The following is a 13,261-nucleotide window of genomic DNA, read 5'->3' on the forward strand; positions in this document are numbered from 1 at the left end:
GGGAGGGGGGTGAAGCCATGGACAACTATATCAATAACAACAACCAGTATCGGCGCTACAAGGCCCACGTGAATATTTTCGGCATTACCCAGCTTCACCTCAAAAACCCCTACGTGGTGGCCATGTGGTCCGTTATTTTTCCTGGCTTCGGGCATCTTATCCTGTCCAAATATATCCGGGGCATGCTGCTGGTTGCTTGGGAGCTGTTTATCAATCAGCGCATCAAGCTGAATCTGGCTATGGTGTATTCTTTCACGGGGAAGATCGAGGAGGCGAAGCAGGTATTGGATGTACGGTTTTTGCATCTGTATATTCCGGTATATCTGTTTGCCATCTGGGACAGCTACCGCACAACGGTGGACATGAACAAGATTTATATTCTCGCGGAACGGGAAAATGCCCCCTTCAACACCTTCAGCCTGGGGGCGCTGGAAATCAATTATTTGGACAAAAAGAATCCTGTGGCCGCCTTTCTTTGCTCCTTGGCGATTCCCAGCGTCGGGCAATTGTACATCAACCGGTTTATTCTCGGTTTTTTTAATCTGGTTATGAGCGTGATTCTGATTTGCCACTCTCACCTGTATGAGGCCATCCATCTTCTGATTCTCGGCAAGCTGGGAGAATCCAATCAGGTGCTGGATGCCCAATGGCTTCTGTATTTTCCCTCCTTTTATTTTTTTTCCATCTATGACGCCTACATCAACACGGTGGAGAACAACAAGCTGTTTGAATCGGATCAGAAAAACTTTCTCCGCCAGAATTACCAACCCGGGGGTTTCAGAATCAGGAAAGGGAACAAGGTGAATTAGCCGATGCAGATCGTGGCCACATTCGAGCATACTGTATTTCTGGAAATGGCCTTGTCCCAGCTCAAGGAACGGGGTGTTTCGGATTTGTTTGCGCTGCCCTTGGATAACCGGACGGAGGAACGCCGTCTCTTCGACTCCCTTCATCACTCTGACGGGGTCTCCCTGATGGGCAAGGGTATGGTGCTGGCGGCGCTGTTCTCTGTTGTGGGCGCAAGCCGCGGGTTTGAGATGGAGTGGGGGCCGGTGTACTGGGGATTGATCGGAGCAGGCCTGGGCTTTGTGCTGGGTTTTCTGATCGATTTGCTGATTCATAAGGTGATCAAAAAAAAGAGGAGGCTCTTAAAGGGGAAACGCTCGGAGGTGATCCTGATCGTCAATTGCGAGGAAACGGAGGCGAGCTGGATTGAGCCGCTGCTGTGGGACCATCTGGCGCTGGGTCTGGCCAAAATCGAATAAGCTTCAAAAAAAGACGGCCTGAAGGCGGCGCTGCGCCCTCAAGCCATCCGGCGTTTCATATTGGGCCAGCCGTAGCGGGCTAGACCGTTTTGATCTCCACTACCTTGCGGGTATACCATTCCCCGCTTGTCACCTGAACCGCGTCCTCGTTGTAACCCTTCAGTTGTCCGCGGTAATCCACCTGGCCCCATAATGTAATCTCTACCTGACTTTTGTAGTGTAGGGCATAATCCAGATCTGCATCGTCCTTTAAAATAATACCGGGGCGCATAAACACTCTCCTTTGGGTTTGATTTAATGTAGACACCGCATGGACAGCATTGGTTACTGTGTTCACGAAGAATTCACAATTTTACCGCCGTTGACTGCCGGATTGGGCAAGCAGCCGTTTGGCATATTCCATGGGGGTACGGTACGTGCGGAAAAACTCCCGGCTCATCCCGGCTTTGCGGAAGGAATAACGCTGGTCTCGTCCGTTCATCTCGATAAACTTGACCCGGCCGTTGCGGTCAACCCCCATATCCAGCCCCAGATCGGCGAGACGGGGCAGATGCCTGTCCAGACAGGCTGCGATTTGCAGGGAAACCCGGGCGACTGCCCTGGCGGTTTCCTCTGGAGGCAACCCGCTGTGCCGGAACAGCGTCTCGCACCGCTTGACGCTTCCTCCTTTGGCCACATTGGTAACATGCCGGCCCGGAGCCGCCACCTTTCCCACCATGCCCGTTATCTGCCAGTTTCCCGAATGTCCCTTCTGCACGGAAACCCGGATGTCGTAAGGCCTGCCCTGATAAAGGGCCAGCATAACCGCCTCCTGGATGATATAGGGTTTGCCGGCGATTGCCCGGTGAACCATCGCTCTGGCCTTGGCTCCGGACAGCTTGTGCCGGTTTTTCCATTGGACCAGCCACCGGTCTTGCCCGATCCGGCTTAGCTTTATAATCCCGTCGCCCACGCTGCCGCTGGCCGGCTTGATGAAGAGGGCGTGGTATCTATTCATGGCTTGGGCCAGCCGGGCGGAGCTGTAAACAAACGTGTCGGGCAAATAAGGCTGCAAGGCCTTGTCTTTGGCCAATATGGCGGCGATTTTGGTTTTGGTGTAGCGGTTTTTCCGGTTGAAGACCACAGAGGAGCGGGAAAGCCGGGTGAGCTTGGCGTTCATGCGGGGGCGAAGCGCCAAATCCCGGTTGTGCACCACCCGGGGAAGGGAGCGGCGCCGCAGCCGGTAACGCCGGCCGGAATAAGTGTAGCCTGTGGCGGATGTTCCGCTGATGTGCCGGAGGTTCATAAAGAAGGGGGGAGCCAGCTTCAGCTCCTTGGCGGCGCGGTTGTACAGGTGAAGCCGCTCGTTGCCGGTATGGCGCGAGGGGAGACGCGCAAAGGTGCTGTCGTCCAGCAAGATGCCGACAGATTCTTTCTTCATCGAACCTCAACCTCCAGGACTATAGGGATTGTACACTGCTGTCCCGACAGCATATGCAGCGGCTTCGGCAAACTGAACGGCCGCTACCCACCCTGCTTAACGAAGTTCTTGCCGCGTCAAGCGGCGGTACAGAGCCAGAACGGCGGCAATCCAGCAGGCGCTGGCGGCGTACCCGCCCAATACATCGCTGGGATAATGAACGCCCAGGTAGATGCGGCTTAAGCCGATGGCGAGAATAAGGGAGGCGGCCGCCGCAAGCAGAACCGTCCTGCTGAAGCTTCCCTGCAGGCGCGGCCAGAGCAGAAACGCCAGCAGGCCGTATAGGCTGAAGGCGGCCATGGAATGCCCGCTGGGGAAGCTGAAGCCGGCGGCTTCGGCAAGCCGGTACACTTCCGGCCGGGGGCGCCGGAACAGATGCTTCAGCGCAACGTTCAACAGGGCAGAGCCCACGGCGGTTAAGGCGATAAGCCAAATTTCCCGGCGGAAGCCAAGCTTGTGATACAGAAGGCCCATAATGACGGCGGTCAACAGAACCAGCGGGAGGCCGGTCCCTATCCAGGAGAGGAGGGTCATGCACAAGGTTAGCCCGGGAGATTCCCAAGACTGGACACGGGCTGCCAGCTTCTCATCCAAGCCGGGAGCAGCCTGAAGGCGGACCGCGGCGGCGATGACTACGAAGGAGCAGGCGGCTGCCAAGGCGGCAGCGGGATAGCCGGAGGGAAGAAAGCGGCGCATGAGGCAGAAGCTCCTTTCACGTTCAAAACAATCTGCCAACAGAATAGCGCATTATGACGGACAATGGCAAGCACACGCCAAAAACGCCCTCCCGCAGCAGGAGAGGGCGTACTTCGTCAATGGGCCTTGGCATTATCAAGCGGCAAGGGAGTTAGCGGAATAAATTCCACCATTTTTTCTTGCTGCGGGCACGCGAGCGGGTCACTCGGGAAGAAAATGGCGCAAATGCAGCCGCAGTCGCTGCGGAAGAGGAGGAGACCGCCTTTTCTGGAACGTCGGAGAGCAGCATCCGAAGCTCTTCCTGTGTTACGCCTTCTTTGTCCATCATCATAAACGCCCCTTTGATTAAGGTGTTTTCCAAATTGTAGCATGAACCCTTATCCTGCACATGGGAAAAAAGTCGTCATTTTTCTATCCGTTTCGACCCGGAAAAATTCTTTCCAGGCGATTGACTTGATGTATACATCTGTATACAATGAAATATGAACATTTTCCCTCTCCCTGCTGCCCGGAGAATACCATCCTTATAGAGGTGTATTATGGCCGAAACCTACCGCAAATCGAAAGTTGAATCCTTCTGCCAACGACTGGAGGTCAGGATTCGGATCTTGAGAAGCCACCTAAAGCAAACGGATTTATCGGATAAGCATGATTTTCTGCAGGGGCAGCTGACGGCGCTGGAGCTGGTGCTTCAGGAGCTGAATGTGGAATTCGAGCTGAACCAGACTAAGGAATCGGAGGAATCTTCATGACGGAAGGTCAAGTTGTACTTCAGCAGCCCCGGCATGTCAGATTGACGACTGCCAAGTTTCTTACCAGACTTCTCTTACTTGTGATGGGGGCAGGATTGGTTTCAGTGGGTTTGGAAATATTCCTGGTGCCCAATGCCATTATTGACGGCGGGATCACCGGCATTTCCATTATTACGTCCCACCTGACCGGTCTGCCCCTCGGCATATTTCTTTTCTTCTTCAACCTGCCATTCCTCTTCCTCGGCTACAAGCAAATTGGCAAAACCTTCGCTCTCTCCACCTTGTTCGGAGTCGCCGTAATGTCCATCGGGACTTATCTTCTCCATCCTGTAAAGCCGTTAACCATTGACCCCCTTCTGGCAGCCGTATTCGGCGGCGTGATCTTAGGCGTAGGCGTTGGCCTGGTTATCCGGGTCGGCGGTTCTTTGGACGGCACCGAAATTGTCGCCATCCTCCTTACCAAACGGCTGCCCTTTTCTGTAGGGGAGATCGTCATGTGCTGCAATATTTTCATTCTGGGCAGCGCAGGCTTTGTATTCGGATGGGACCATGCCATGTATTCCCTGATTGCTTATTTCATCGCCTACAAGATGATTGATATCACCATTGAAGGCTTCAACGAATCCAAGGCCGTATGGGTGATCAGCGACGATTTCCGTGAAATCGGCGCAGCGATCATGAGCCGACTGGGCCGCGGCGTAACGTATATGAATGGGGAAGGCGGCTTTACCGGAGGCGCCAAAACCGTTATTTTCTGCGTCATTACCCGGATTGAGGAAGCCAAGCTGAAGACAATTGTCGGAGAAATTGACAAGAACGCGTTTGTGGCTGTGGGCAATATTCACGATGTGCGCGGCGGGCGCTTCAAAAAGAAGGATATTCATTAACCAACAATGGAGACAAGCCTGCGGGGACTGCTCGGGGGATTTCCGGGAGAGCCGCGGGTTAACTATATAAGGTGAAAAGTAACTACTCAGCTATTGCCCGTAATACCTTAACTGTTCTTGGAGCGCCGCTTGAAAAACAGCGGATTGGAGGTTTCCCAGGGCAAATAGCGTACCGTGTGTCCGTGAAAGTCCGTAAGAGCGCTAATTTGATGAATACGAATGTACGGTCCGGATGGCGCTCCCTGCTCTAACCGAAGGCAGTTTTTGGGGGCACCATCCTGCCGTGGATCCAGCATCTGCCAATGCTATCATGCAAAAGTGCAGTTGTTTTGGACCGTGAGCCAACTTTTTCGCTCCGATCGTGCAAAAGTGCAGTTATTTTCGTTTAAAACCGCCAAAAAGCTAAAATCCGCGAGAAATAGATGCACTTTTTGCATGATGACCCCTCCGTTCCAGCAGTTGACTTATGAAGTAAATGTACTTTTGCATTATGGGTATTCCATATAATTCTATATCCCCGACATCCCACCACCATCTACCATACATTAGAGATGTTGTCATCAAAAGCAGATAACTTCCAAACAGATAGCTGAGTAGTTACGCCGAAAAAGGGACAGGCCCAAAGGTTTGTCCTTTTTTCGTCCTCCCCGAGTAACTTTTGCGAGGGGCTGCCATTGGCAAGGCAGGCAGTCTTCTATTGCGGAGTGCGGGTTTCATCGGACTAAAGCACTATTTCCCCGGAAATATCATATGGCTGCCGGCTGCAGCCGCTTCTCGAAGCACATGCTGCTGGGACATTCCGCATAAGGCCCGAAGCGCGGAATTTCATAATAACCGTTTTTGGCATAAAAACGGAGGGATTCCGGCTGCTCCGGCCCGGTCTCCAGCTTAATGATCCGGAAGCCGTCCCTCAGGGCATTCTCCTCCAGATGCCGGAGAATAAGGGCCGCCGCGCCGCTTCCCCTGTGCTGCCGCTCCACAAAAAAACGCTTCAGCTCGGCCTCCTCCCCTTCCAGCGGCCGGATGGCTCCGCAGCCGACGGGCGTATCGTCCAGATATGCTACGGCGAAGGAGATGTCCCGGACATGGGGATCATTGAAATCCAGGGTAAAAATCTCCTCCGGGGGATAACGCTCCAGAAGCTCCTCGTCCAAATTCCGGATCAGCTGGTGCAGATGCGGATGGTTGTGGGACACGGTATGAACGGAAATAAGAGACACGGGTATCTTCCTTTCTCAGATGAAGCTTGGGTTTATCTGCTGCATCGACGCTTCAGCGCATTCTCATGCGGATGCGGATATTTCTCCTTATCATATCACAGATGTCCAAGATTGGGGCTCGGGCTTTGCATAGTATGGTAGCGTAATGACTCTATAGGACCGAAGGAGGAGAGCGCATGGCAAGAAAGATTCGCATAGAGGATGTCCAGAAGCTCGTAGGCAAACAGGTGTATTGCTTGAAAAAGGATGGCAGCGTGGCTTCCGGCAAGCTTGTCCGCATCTCCGGCGGCGGCCGCCTCCATCTGCTCCAGGCAAAAGGCAAGGCCCGGACCAAAGCCATTCTTCCCTTGGCGCTGTTCGATATCCTGGCCATCGGCACCTCTCCGTATGCTTACGGAGGCTACGGCTATGGTTATCCCGGCTACGGGTATGGCGGCTACGGCGGAGGCTTCGGCTACCCCGGCTATGGCTTTGGCGGCGGGTTTCCGTTTATTTAAGGGCTGCAGGCTGGCGGCGTTTTTGGCCGGCGGCCTTTCTTTTTCATTCCGCCTGCGGATTGACATCGGGTTGCAGGCATGTTTTCATAAAAGCATGGTTTGAAGAGTACATACGATTGGAGGTGCGCCCCATGTTTCCCAAACCGGAGGCGATGATCTTCGATATGGACGGCACCCTGTTTCAAACGGAGTCGCTGCTCATTCCCGCTTATCACGCCACATTCGATGAAATGCGCAGGGAAGGAAGCTATACGGAGAGCACGCCGGATGAAGGGATTATTATCGGCTGTTTGGGGATGGTGCTGGAGGAAATCTGGCGCCGCGTGCTGCCTGATGCGGAAGAAAGGGTCCGGCAGCGGGCCGATGAGCTATTTGTGCGGTATGAGCTGGAATATCTGGAGAACGGGTATGGAGAGCTGTATCCCGGGGTGGAGGATACCCTGTCCAAGCTGAAGGATGCGGGGATTCGCCTGTTTGTGGCCAGCAACGGACTGGAGGATTATGTGCGCGGCGTGGCCCGGTTGAAGGGAATTGCCCCGCTGTTTGAGGAGCTGTACAGCGCCGGGGAGCATCAAACCTCCTCCAAGGTGGACCTGGTGCGCTTGCTGCTGGAGCGGCACAAGGTGCGCAGCGCCTGGATGGTAGGGGACCGTTCCTCCGATGTGGAGGCGGGCTTGAAGAATGGCCTGACGGTCATCGGCTGCGACTACGCCGGATTTGGCGACGGCTCCGAGCTGAACGGCTCCCATGTGCGCCTCCGCAGCTTTGCGGAGCTGCCGGGTTTGTATGCCTGAAGGGGACAAGCCCCATATCCATCTCTATGCCAAAAGCAGGACCTTCGGCTGTAAAAGCCGGGTCCTGCTTTTTTGCGAAAATGCAGTATACAGCGCCCTTTTCATTCGGGGGCTCCCCCAAAAGTACCCGGATTTTGCTTCGGAGCTTGCCGTCACTTTTGGGGGATTGTTTTGAGGGCTCCCCCAAAAGTACCCGGATTCCGCTTCGGAGCTTGTCGTCATTTTTGGGGGATTGGTTTGAGGGCTCCCCCAAAAGTACCCGGATTTTGCTTAGGAGCTTGCCGTCACTTTTGGGGGATTGTTTTTTGCGGCGTTTGGTGTTATTCCGGGTGCTATCCGTTTTTGCGCCTGTATAGGTATAGTGCGTATTCCAGCGGCCGGTCGATAGCCTTCTGGTAAATATCCCGGTTGCCGGTGCGGGCGAATACCTCCCGCGCCGGCTTGGGGTTGATCTCCAGGAGCCACACCTTGCCCCGCTCGTCAATGGCAATATCCAGGGCCAGCTCGCATAAGGAGCCGAATTGCCGCTCCAGATGCTCCGCCGTCAGGTGGGCCAGCCGCTCCATGTCCCCGGTGATGGATTGCACTTTGGCTTCGGAGCCGAATCTGGCCCGCAGCAGCCTTTCGGTGGGCACTGCGGAGCCGCCCCCGTGGAGATTGGAGGTGACGCTGTGCCGGGCGCCGACGCGTCCGGCGCTGCCGGTGACTTTCCATTGGCCGGAGCCGTCCTTTTGGATCAGCAGCCGGAAATCATGGATTCGCCCATCCTTCAGCGCGATGCGGATGCCCTGCTGGACCAGATACCGGGGATAGAGCTTCCAGCGGCCGAGCCTGGTGCCCAACTGGGCGCGGGATACGGTGAAGGGGGCGATAATTTTTCGGCTTTTTTCCCTGCCCCGCACCCGGAGCTGGCCGTTCTCCAGCCGCTCGATCCTTAGGATTCCCCGTCCTCCCGTGCCGTCAATGGGCTTCACATAGACCAGCCCGTGGCGATCCAGCATTTGCAGGATATCTGCGGTACTCTGGTATTGGATGGTTTCCGGCAAATACTGCCGGATGCGCCGGTTCCGGCTCAGGTTCTGGTGCATGCTCCACTTGTGCACCAAGGGCCGGCTCATATAGAGAAGCTGGGGATGCTCCGCCCGGAATTTGCGCAGAAGGGGGAACCGGTAGTTTCGCTGATAGCGGCAGCGGTCATACACAATGTCAGGAAAGTCCGAGAGCTTTCGCTCCCATTTGTTCAGCTCCTTGTTGTAAACCCAGGCGCGCAGCTGCTTGCCGTCCGGGGTTACATCCTCGGGAGTGAATACAAACAGATCAAGTCCCAGTCTGTCGGCGGACTGGCTCAGCTTGCGGAAATACGGCAGTTCTTCGATCCTGCCGCCGCCAAGATAGAGGGTCATAACGCCCAGAGTAGGAGTCGGCATCGGGATCACCTGCTCCTTTTTCGGGATTTGGCGATAAATTGGCTGTATTCAATCAGACGCTCCAGCGAGCGTTTGCGGATATCCGGCTCGTCGAATTTCATCGGATGGGAATTGGCTTCAAAAAACCAGATCTGGCCGGTGGTGTCCACCCCCAGATCCATGGACATTTCCCCAAGGGAATGTCCGGATGCTTTTTCGATTTGCCGGGCAATGGAGAGGGCGGAGATTCTGGCCCTGAAGAGGGTATGACGGGCTGCCTCCGGTCCCAGAGCAGCGGTCAGCACCGTTTCGGGCTGATGGATGGAGCCGCCTCTGGGCACATGCGTCGTAATGGAGGATTTCCCGGCCACCCTCGCCCCGATTCCCGACAGGCTCCACTCCCCTTGGCCGTTCTTCTGCACCAGCACCCGCAGGTCGAAGGGGCGGTCCTCATATCTGGCCAGCTCAATGCCCTGCTGCACAATATATTCTTCCGATCCGGCCAGCCCCTTGACGGCATGCCATAACCGGGAGAGAGACGGATAGGAGGTGGCTTTGCTGCTTTTGTTGGTTTGCACCCGGAGCACAAAGGCGTCGGGTTTGGTTTTGCTCCGCTCCACCCGCATAATGCCTGCTCCGGCCTTGCCCTTCACCGGCTTGAGATACACCACCGGGAAGAGGGAGAGCATCGTCTCCAGATCGGAGGAGCCGGAGAGCCGGCGGGTGGACGGAACATACTTGCGGGTTTGCTTGGATTTATTGAGCCACTCGAACAGGGTCCATTTGTAGAAGAACGAAGGATTGAACAGACGGACGCGGGAATGCTTCAGGCAAGCCTTCAAAAGCTGCTGCACCTCGGGGCGCTGCTCCTCCTTGCGGTTGGGAATGCGGTTGTAGATCACCTGCGGAAAGGGAAAGCTCCCCCGGCTCCATGAGCGGCTTTCGGAATGGTACTGGAATCCGTTAATTCGTTTCTGTCCCAGCTTCACGTCCGTTACCCGTGTCACGTACACTATCATTCCGCGCTCCCGGCCGGTTTTGATGAGGTCGATAAAATTCTGGTGATTGCCTGAGAAAGGACGTTTGTCATCTTCTACCGTCAATATGGCCATGACCTGCTGCTGGCGGGAGCCGTCATGAAGCACAATGCCCATTTATCCCTCCCTCCTCGCGCGGAAACGGCTCAGATAGAGGCAATGATTGAACAAGTGGGTCAAGGTGGCCTTGCCGGAGGCCTTCAGCGCCGGGTGCTTGAAGATGGAGCGGCCCGGTTTGGCATTGGCCTCGAACATCCAGATCCGGTCATTCTGGTCGATGCCCAGGTCAAAGCCCAGCTCGCCCAGCTGGTGGTTGTACCGGCGCTCGATGGCCTCCGACAGCTTTACGGCGGTATCCTTGGCGTTATCCAGCATCGTGCTGGCCTTGGAGGCGCCGTAGACTCTGGTCAGAGCCTGCTCCGGGGTCATCAGCTGGCCGCCGTTGCGGATGTGGGTGGTGACGCTGCCCCTCCCCGCCCGTTTGGCCCCGATGCCGGCCGCTACCCATTGGTTCTGGCCGTTTTTGGTCATGTGGAAGCGGAAATCCAACGGGCAGCCGTCCAGCTCAATAAGGCGGATGCCCTGCTGTACCACGTAATGCTGAAGGTTGATATTATGCCGCCGCAGCAGCTTCATCAGCCCGTCGAAGGTGCCGAAGCGGATCAGCATGTTGGAGCCGTTCCGCCGGAAGCGGGCAAAGTAGCCCCGGCCCTGGGTATAGGTCAGACGGTAGATGCCGATGCCCAGGCTTCCGCCGGTGGGCTTCAGATATACGAATTTATGCTTTTCCATGAGGCGGCGGATTTCGTCGGGCGAGGGGTTGATGGCCGATTCCGGCACATGCCGCTCGGCGTCGCTTTCGCCGTCCAGGAGGCGGTACACGTCCCACTTGTCGAAGAAGCTCCAGTTGAACAGGGGAATCCGTCTGCGGACGAACCGTTCCTTGAAATTTTCCATGCTGGCCAGCTTTTCCGCGCGGCGGCTGGGCAGCCGGTTGTAGACTACGTCGGGAAGCGGGAAGGTTTTGCGGACCCACTTGCCTTCCCGGCTTAACGTATAGCCGGACACCTCGCCGGCTTCCCAGTTGACCTGGTTGGGGGAGAAGGCCACATGGAATGCTTTGTCGCGCCCGGTGGCGAAGATTTCCCGGATGAAGCCGGTCCGGGAGCCGAAGGGGGCGCCGGCGCTGCCTCCGGTGCTGGTCAAAATGCCAATGACCGGCCCCAGCTGCAGCTCGCCTGAGCCGTTGCTTTTGATCAGGCATTTGCCGGTGCGGGGCAGCCGGAGATCGCCGACCAGATTGACGGGCAGGGTGATGGTATTATCCTGCCGGTTCACGGTTCGCAGGGTGACGCCGGCGGTTTTGGAGCCGATTTTCAGAGTCCCGCTCCGTCCGGAGGAGACCTGCAGGAATTTGGCCAGCGGCCGGCTTAGGACAACCGTCCGGCCCGGCTGGCGGTTGATCAGGATGGAGCATGTCGTAAAGCTCATGGTGGAACCTCCTAAGGGCTTTCCGGCAGGAAAGCCTGCGTCGTAAGCATAAGCTTGGGTTTTCGCGGAGGCGAAAACTGGCATCGAAAGCATAGGCTAAGGGCTTTCCGGCAGGAAAGCCTGCGTCAAGTTGATGGTTTGCACGCTCCCGGCTGTCTACAGGGACATTTGGGGATATCCAGGGGCGTTTTGGAAAATAGCGTATATAAAATGTCTGCTAATTGGCTGAAATCCTGAAAAATCCTGAAATAGCGTACATAAAATGTCTGCTATTCATCGTTTCTCCTGGTTTTGAAGCGTCAAAAGAGGCAATAGCATACATTTTATGTTCTTATTTCGCCTAATTTGGCCGGCAGCAGCAAATAGCAAACATTGTATGCCGCTTACATTAACCGCTCCCCATAAAAAGGCGGCGCACTTGCAAAAGGCGGCTTGCAAAAGGTGACGCTTATCGCACTTGTGTTGCGCTTGTCGCACTTGTGTTGCGCTTGTCGCACCTGCCAAATCCGTTGGGCTGCACTGTGCCGATGTACGGCCGGGCTTACCTGCTCATTGCCGCCCCGCCTGCGTCTTTACGGGAGGCAAATCAGCGGCTTGGCCCGGGCCTGCCTCCCGTCCGGGCGGAGGCTGGTTCGTGTCAGGATGTAGCAGGCATAGGCGATGGGATTGCGCTCCGCCTGAAGCAGCAGCTTTTCCTGGCCCAGCTTGCGGAAGATGGAGCGGCCCGGCTTGGTGTTGGCCTCAATAATCCACACCCGGCCCTCACGGTCCACCCCCAGATCCAGCCCCAGCTCCGCCATCCGGCCGTTGCAGGCCTCCAAGGCGGCGGGAATCCGCTTCGCCAGCATGCGCAGCGTCCGCAGAATCTCCGCTGACCGGGCGGCGCCGAATTGCCGCTCCAGCCATTCGTCCACCTCCACGGCCGATCCCCCTCCATGCAGATTGGAGGTGATGCTGCCGGATGCGCCGACCCGCGCGCCCATTCCCGTCAATTCCCAGAGCCCCCGGCCGTTCTTCTGCACCAGCGCCCGGATATCCCAGGCTTCGCCGGAGGGGGCGGCCAGCTCCAGATACGGCTGCATGAGATAAGCGCGCCTGCCCATAAAACCGCCCAGCCACTGCACAAATTCAGCCTCGCGCCTAAACTCAAGGGCAATCGGCTGATTGGCCGAATCCCGGGCGCGCACGCGCCAGCAGCCCCCCTCCTCCGCCTGTTCCGCCATAACGGTGCCCTTGCCCTGGGAGCCGCTTGCCGGCTTCAAGAAGATGCGCTGCTCCCGGCTAAGCCAGCGGGCTGCGTCTTCCGGCGCCGCCACCTTGGCTGTCTGCGGCAAATAGGGGCGAAGCGCCGGGTCCCGGCGCAGGAAATGCAGCATCTCCCATTTGCTTTTCAGCCCAAAGCCCAGATAGGGCGCCTGCTTGAGGGAGCCCAGCCTGCGGAGCGCTTGCCGGTGGGCTTGGTAAGCCTCTTTGCTGCTGAAGAAGGCTCTGTCATAGATCAGATCAGGCAACGGGTAGGAGCGCTTCTTCCAGCCGCCGCCCGGACTCCAGCCGTATCCCGTGACGGTCATCCCGGCTTCATCCGCATCTAATGGAGAAAACACATAAACCTCCGCTCCGCAGGAATGGCCTGCAGCGCACAGGCTCTCATAGAATCGGGTTTCCCCGAAGGGAGGAATCCGGTCCTCCCGGAATTCGCCGGCCATTACGCCGATACGGGGCTTGCTGCTTTGATGCTTCATGATTCCTCCTGCCGC

The 13,261-nt window shown here is 56.6% G+C and carries 15 protein-coding genes; 6 read left to right on the plus strand and 9 right to left on the minus strand.

The window, feature by feature from the left end; genetic code table 11:
* The first annotated feature begins 17 nt into the window (after positions 1 to 17).
* Entirely contained in the window at positions 18 to 809 is a 792-nt protein-coding gene (locus tag DQG13_RS01550) for a hypothetical protein (protein WP_113017594.1), read from the plus strand.
* A 3-nt stretch (positions 810 to 812) separates the two neighbouring features.
* Positions 813 to 1,265 carry a hypothetical protein gene (locus DQG13_RS01555; RefSeq protein ID WP_113017595.1) on the plus strand — a complete coding sequence of 151 codons (453 nt, stop codon included), beginning with the start codon at positions 813 to 815 and terminating at the stop codon, positions 1,263 to 1,265.
* Positions 1,266 to 1,344: 79 nt separating this feature from the next.
* Here the strand turns inward: DQG13_RS01555 and DQG13_RS01560 are convergent, their stop codons facing one another.
* The 4 genes from DQG13_RS01560 to DQG13_RS30480 all read right to left on the minus strand — a co-directional run bounded on the left by DQG13_RS01560 (position 1,345) and on the right by DQG13_RS30480 (position 3,751).
* On the minus strand, positions 1,345 to 1,536 hold the full coding sequence (locus DQG13_RS01560) for a hypothetical protein (RefSeq protein WP_113017596.1): 192 nt from the start codon (positions 1,534 to 1,536) through the stop codon (positions 1,345 to 1,347).
* Positions 1,537 to 1,617: 81 nt separating this feature from the next.
* Positions 1,618 to 2,685, minus strand: coding sequence for a YheC/YheD family protein (locus tag DQG13_RS01565; RefSeq protein WP_113017597.1), 1,068 nt, complete (start codon positions 2,683 to 2,685; stop codon positions 1,618 to 1,620).
* A gap of 96 nt (positions 2,686 to 2,781) precedes the next feature.
* Positions 2,782 to 3,420, minus strand: a complete 639-nt coding sequence (locus tag DQG13_RS01570) for a phosphatase PAP2 family protein (protein WP_113017598.1) — start codon at positions 3,418 to 3,420, stop codon at positions 2,782 to 2,784.
* 151 nt (positions 3,421 to 3,571) lie between these two features.
* Complete coding sequence (locus DQG13_RS30480) at positions 3,572 to 3,751, minus strand: hypothetical protein (protein ID WP_146767079.1); 180 nt, start codon at positions 3,749 to 3,751, stop codon at positions 3,572 to 3,574.
* A 277-nt stretch (positions 3,752 to 4,028) separates the two neighbouring features.
* Here DQG13_RS30480 and DQG13_RS30630 point away from each other — a divergent pair, with 277 nt between their 5' ends.
* Both DQG13_RS30630 and DQG13_RS01580 read left to right on the plus strand, forming a co-directional pair.
* Positions 4,029 to 4,172 carry a hypothetical protein gene (locus DQG13_RS30630; RefSeq protein WP_181592504.1) on the plus strand — a complete coding sequence of 48 codons (144 nt, stop codon included), beginning with the start codon at positions 4,029 to 4,031 and terminating at the stop codon, positions 4,170 to 4,172.
* Positions 4,169 to 5,059 carry a YitT family protein gene (locus DQG13_RS01580; RefSeq protein ID WP_113017600.1) on the plus strand — a complete coding sequence of 297 codons (891 nt, stop codon included), beginning with the start codon at positions 4,169 to 4,171 and terminating at the stop codon, positions 5,057 to 5,059. Before DQG13_RS30630 ends, DQG13_RS01580 begins: the two co-directional genes overlap by 4 nt.
* A 746-nt stretch (positions 5,060 to 5,805) precedes the next feature.
* On the opposite strand, the gene DQG13_RS01585 is transcribed toward DQG13_RS01580, so the two are convergent.
* On the minus strand, positions 5,806 to 6,279 hold the full coding sequence (locus tag DQG13_RS01585) for a GNAT family N-acetyltransferase (RefSeq protein ID WP_113017601.1): 474 nt from the start codon (positions 6,277 to 6,279) through the stop codon (positions 5,806 to 5,808).
* 176 nt (positions 6,280 to 6,455) lie between these two features.
* Between DQG13_RS01585 and DQG13_RS01590 the strand changes: the two genes are divergently transcribed.
* Positions 6,456 to 6,776 carry a 50S ribosomal protein L33 gene (locus tag DQG13_RS01590; RefSeq protein WP_113017602.1) on the plus strand — a complete coding sequence of 107 codons (321 nt, stop codon included), beginning with the start codon at positions 6,456 to 6,458 and terminating at the stop codon, positions 6,774 to 6,776.
* 131 nt (positions 6,777 to 6,907) lie between these two features.
* Positions 6,908 to 7,570, plus strand: a complete 663-nt coding sequence (locus DQG13_RS01595) for an HAD family hydrolase (protein WP_258525405.1) — start codon at positions 6,908 to 6,910, stop codon at positions 7,568 to 7,570.
* A gap of 332 nt (positions 7,571 to 7,902) precedes the next feature.
* Here the strand turns inward: DQG13_RS01595 and DQG13_RS01605 are convergent, their stop codons facing one another.
* From DQG13_RS01605 to DQG13_RS01620, 4 genes are all read right to left on the minus strand, one after another.
* Positions 7,903 to 8,997, minus strand: a complete 1,095-nt coding sequence (locus tag DQG13_RS01605; RefSeq protein WP_113017604.1) for a YheC/YheD family endospore coat-associated protein — start codon at positions 8,995 to 8,997, stop codon at positions 7,903 to 7,905.
* Between the two features lie 5 nt (positions 8,998 to 9,002).
* A complete protein-coding gene (locus DQG13_RS01610; RefSeq protein ID WP_113017605.1) occupies positions 9,003 to 10,130 on the minus strand; it encodes a YheC/YheD family endospore coat-associated protein in 1,128 nt (375 codons plus the stop codon).
* Complete coding sequence (locus tag DQG13_RS01615) at positions 10,131 to 11,504, minus strand: YheC/YheD family endospore coat-associated protein (RefSeq protein WP_113017606.1); 1,374 nt, start codon at positions 11,502 to 11,504, stop codon at positions 10,131 to 10,133.
* Positions 11,505 to 12,076: 572 nt separating this feature from the next.
* On the minus strand, positions 12,077 to 13,246 hold the full coding sequence (locus tag DQG13_RS01620) for a YheC/YheD family endospore coat-associated protein (RefSeq protein ID WP_113017607.1): 1,170 nt from the start codon (positions 13,244 to 13,246) through the stop codon (positions 12,077 to 12,079).
* Positions 13,247 to 13,261 lie beyond the last annotated feature (15 nt).

Origin of the sequence: Paenibacillus sp. YN15 (genome assembly GCF_003285005.1) — a bacterium.
GTDB lineage: Bacteria > Bacillota > Bacilli > Paenibacillales > NBRC-103111 > Paenibacillus_AR.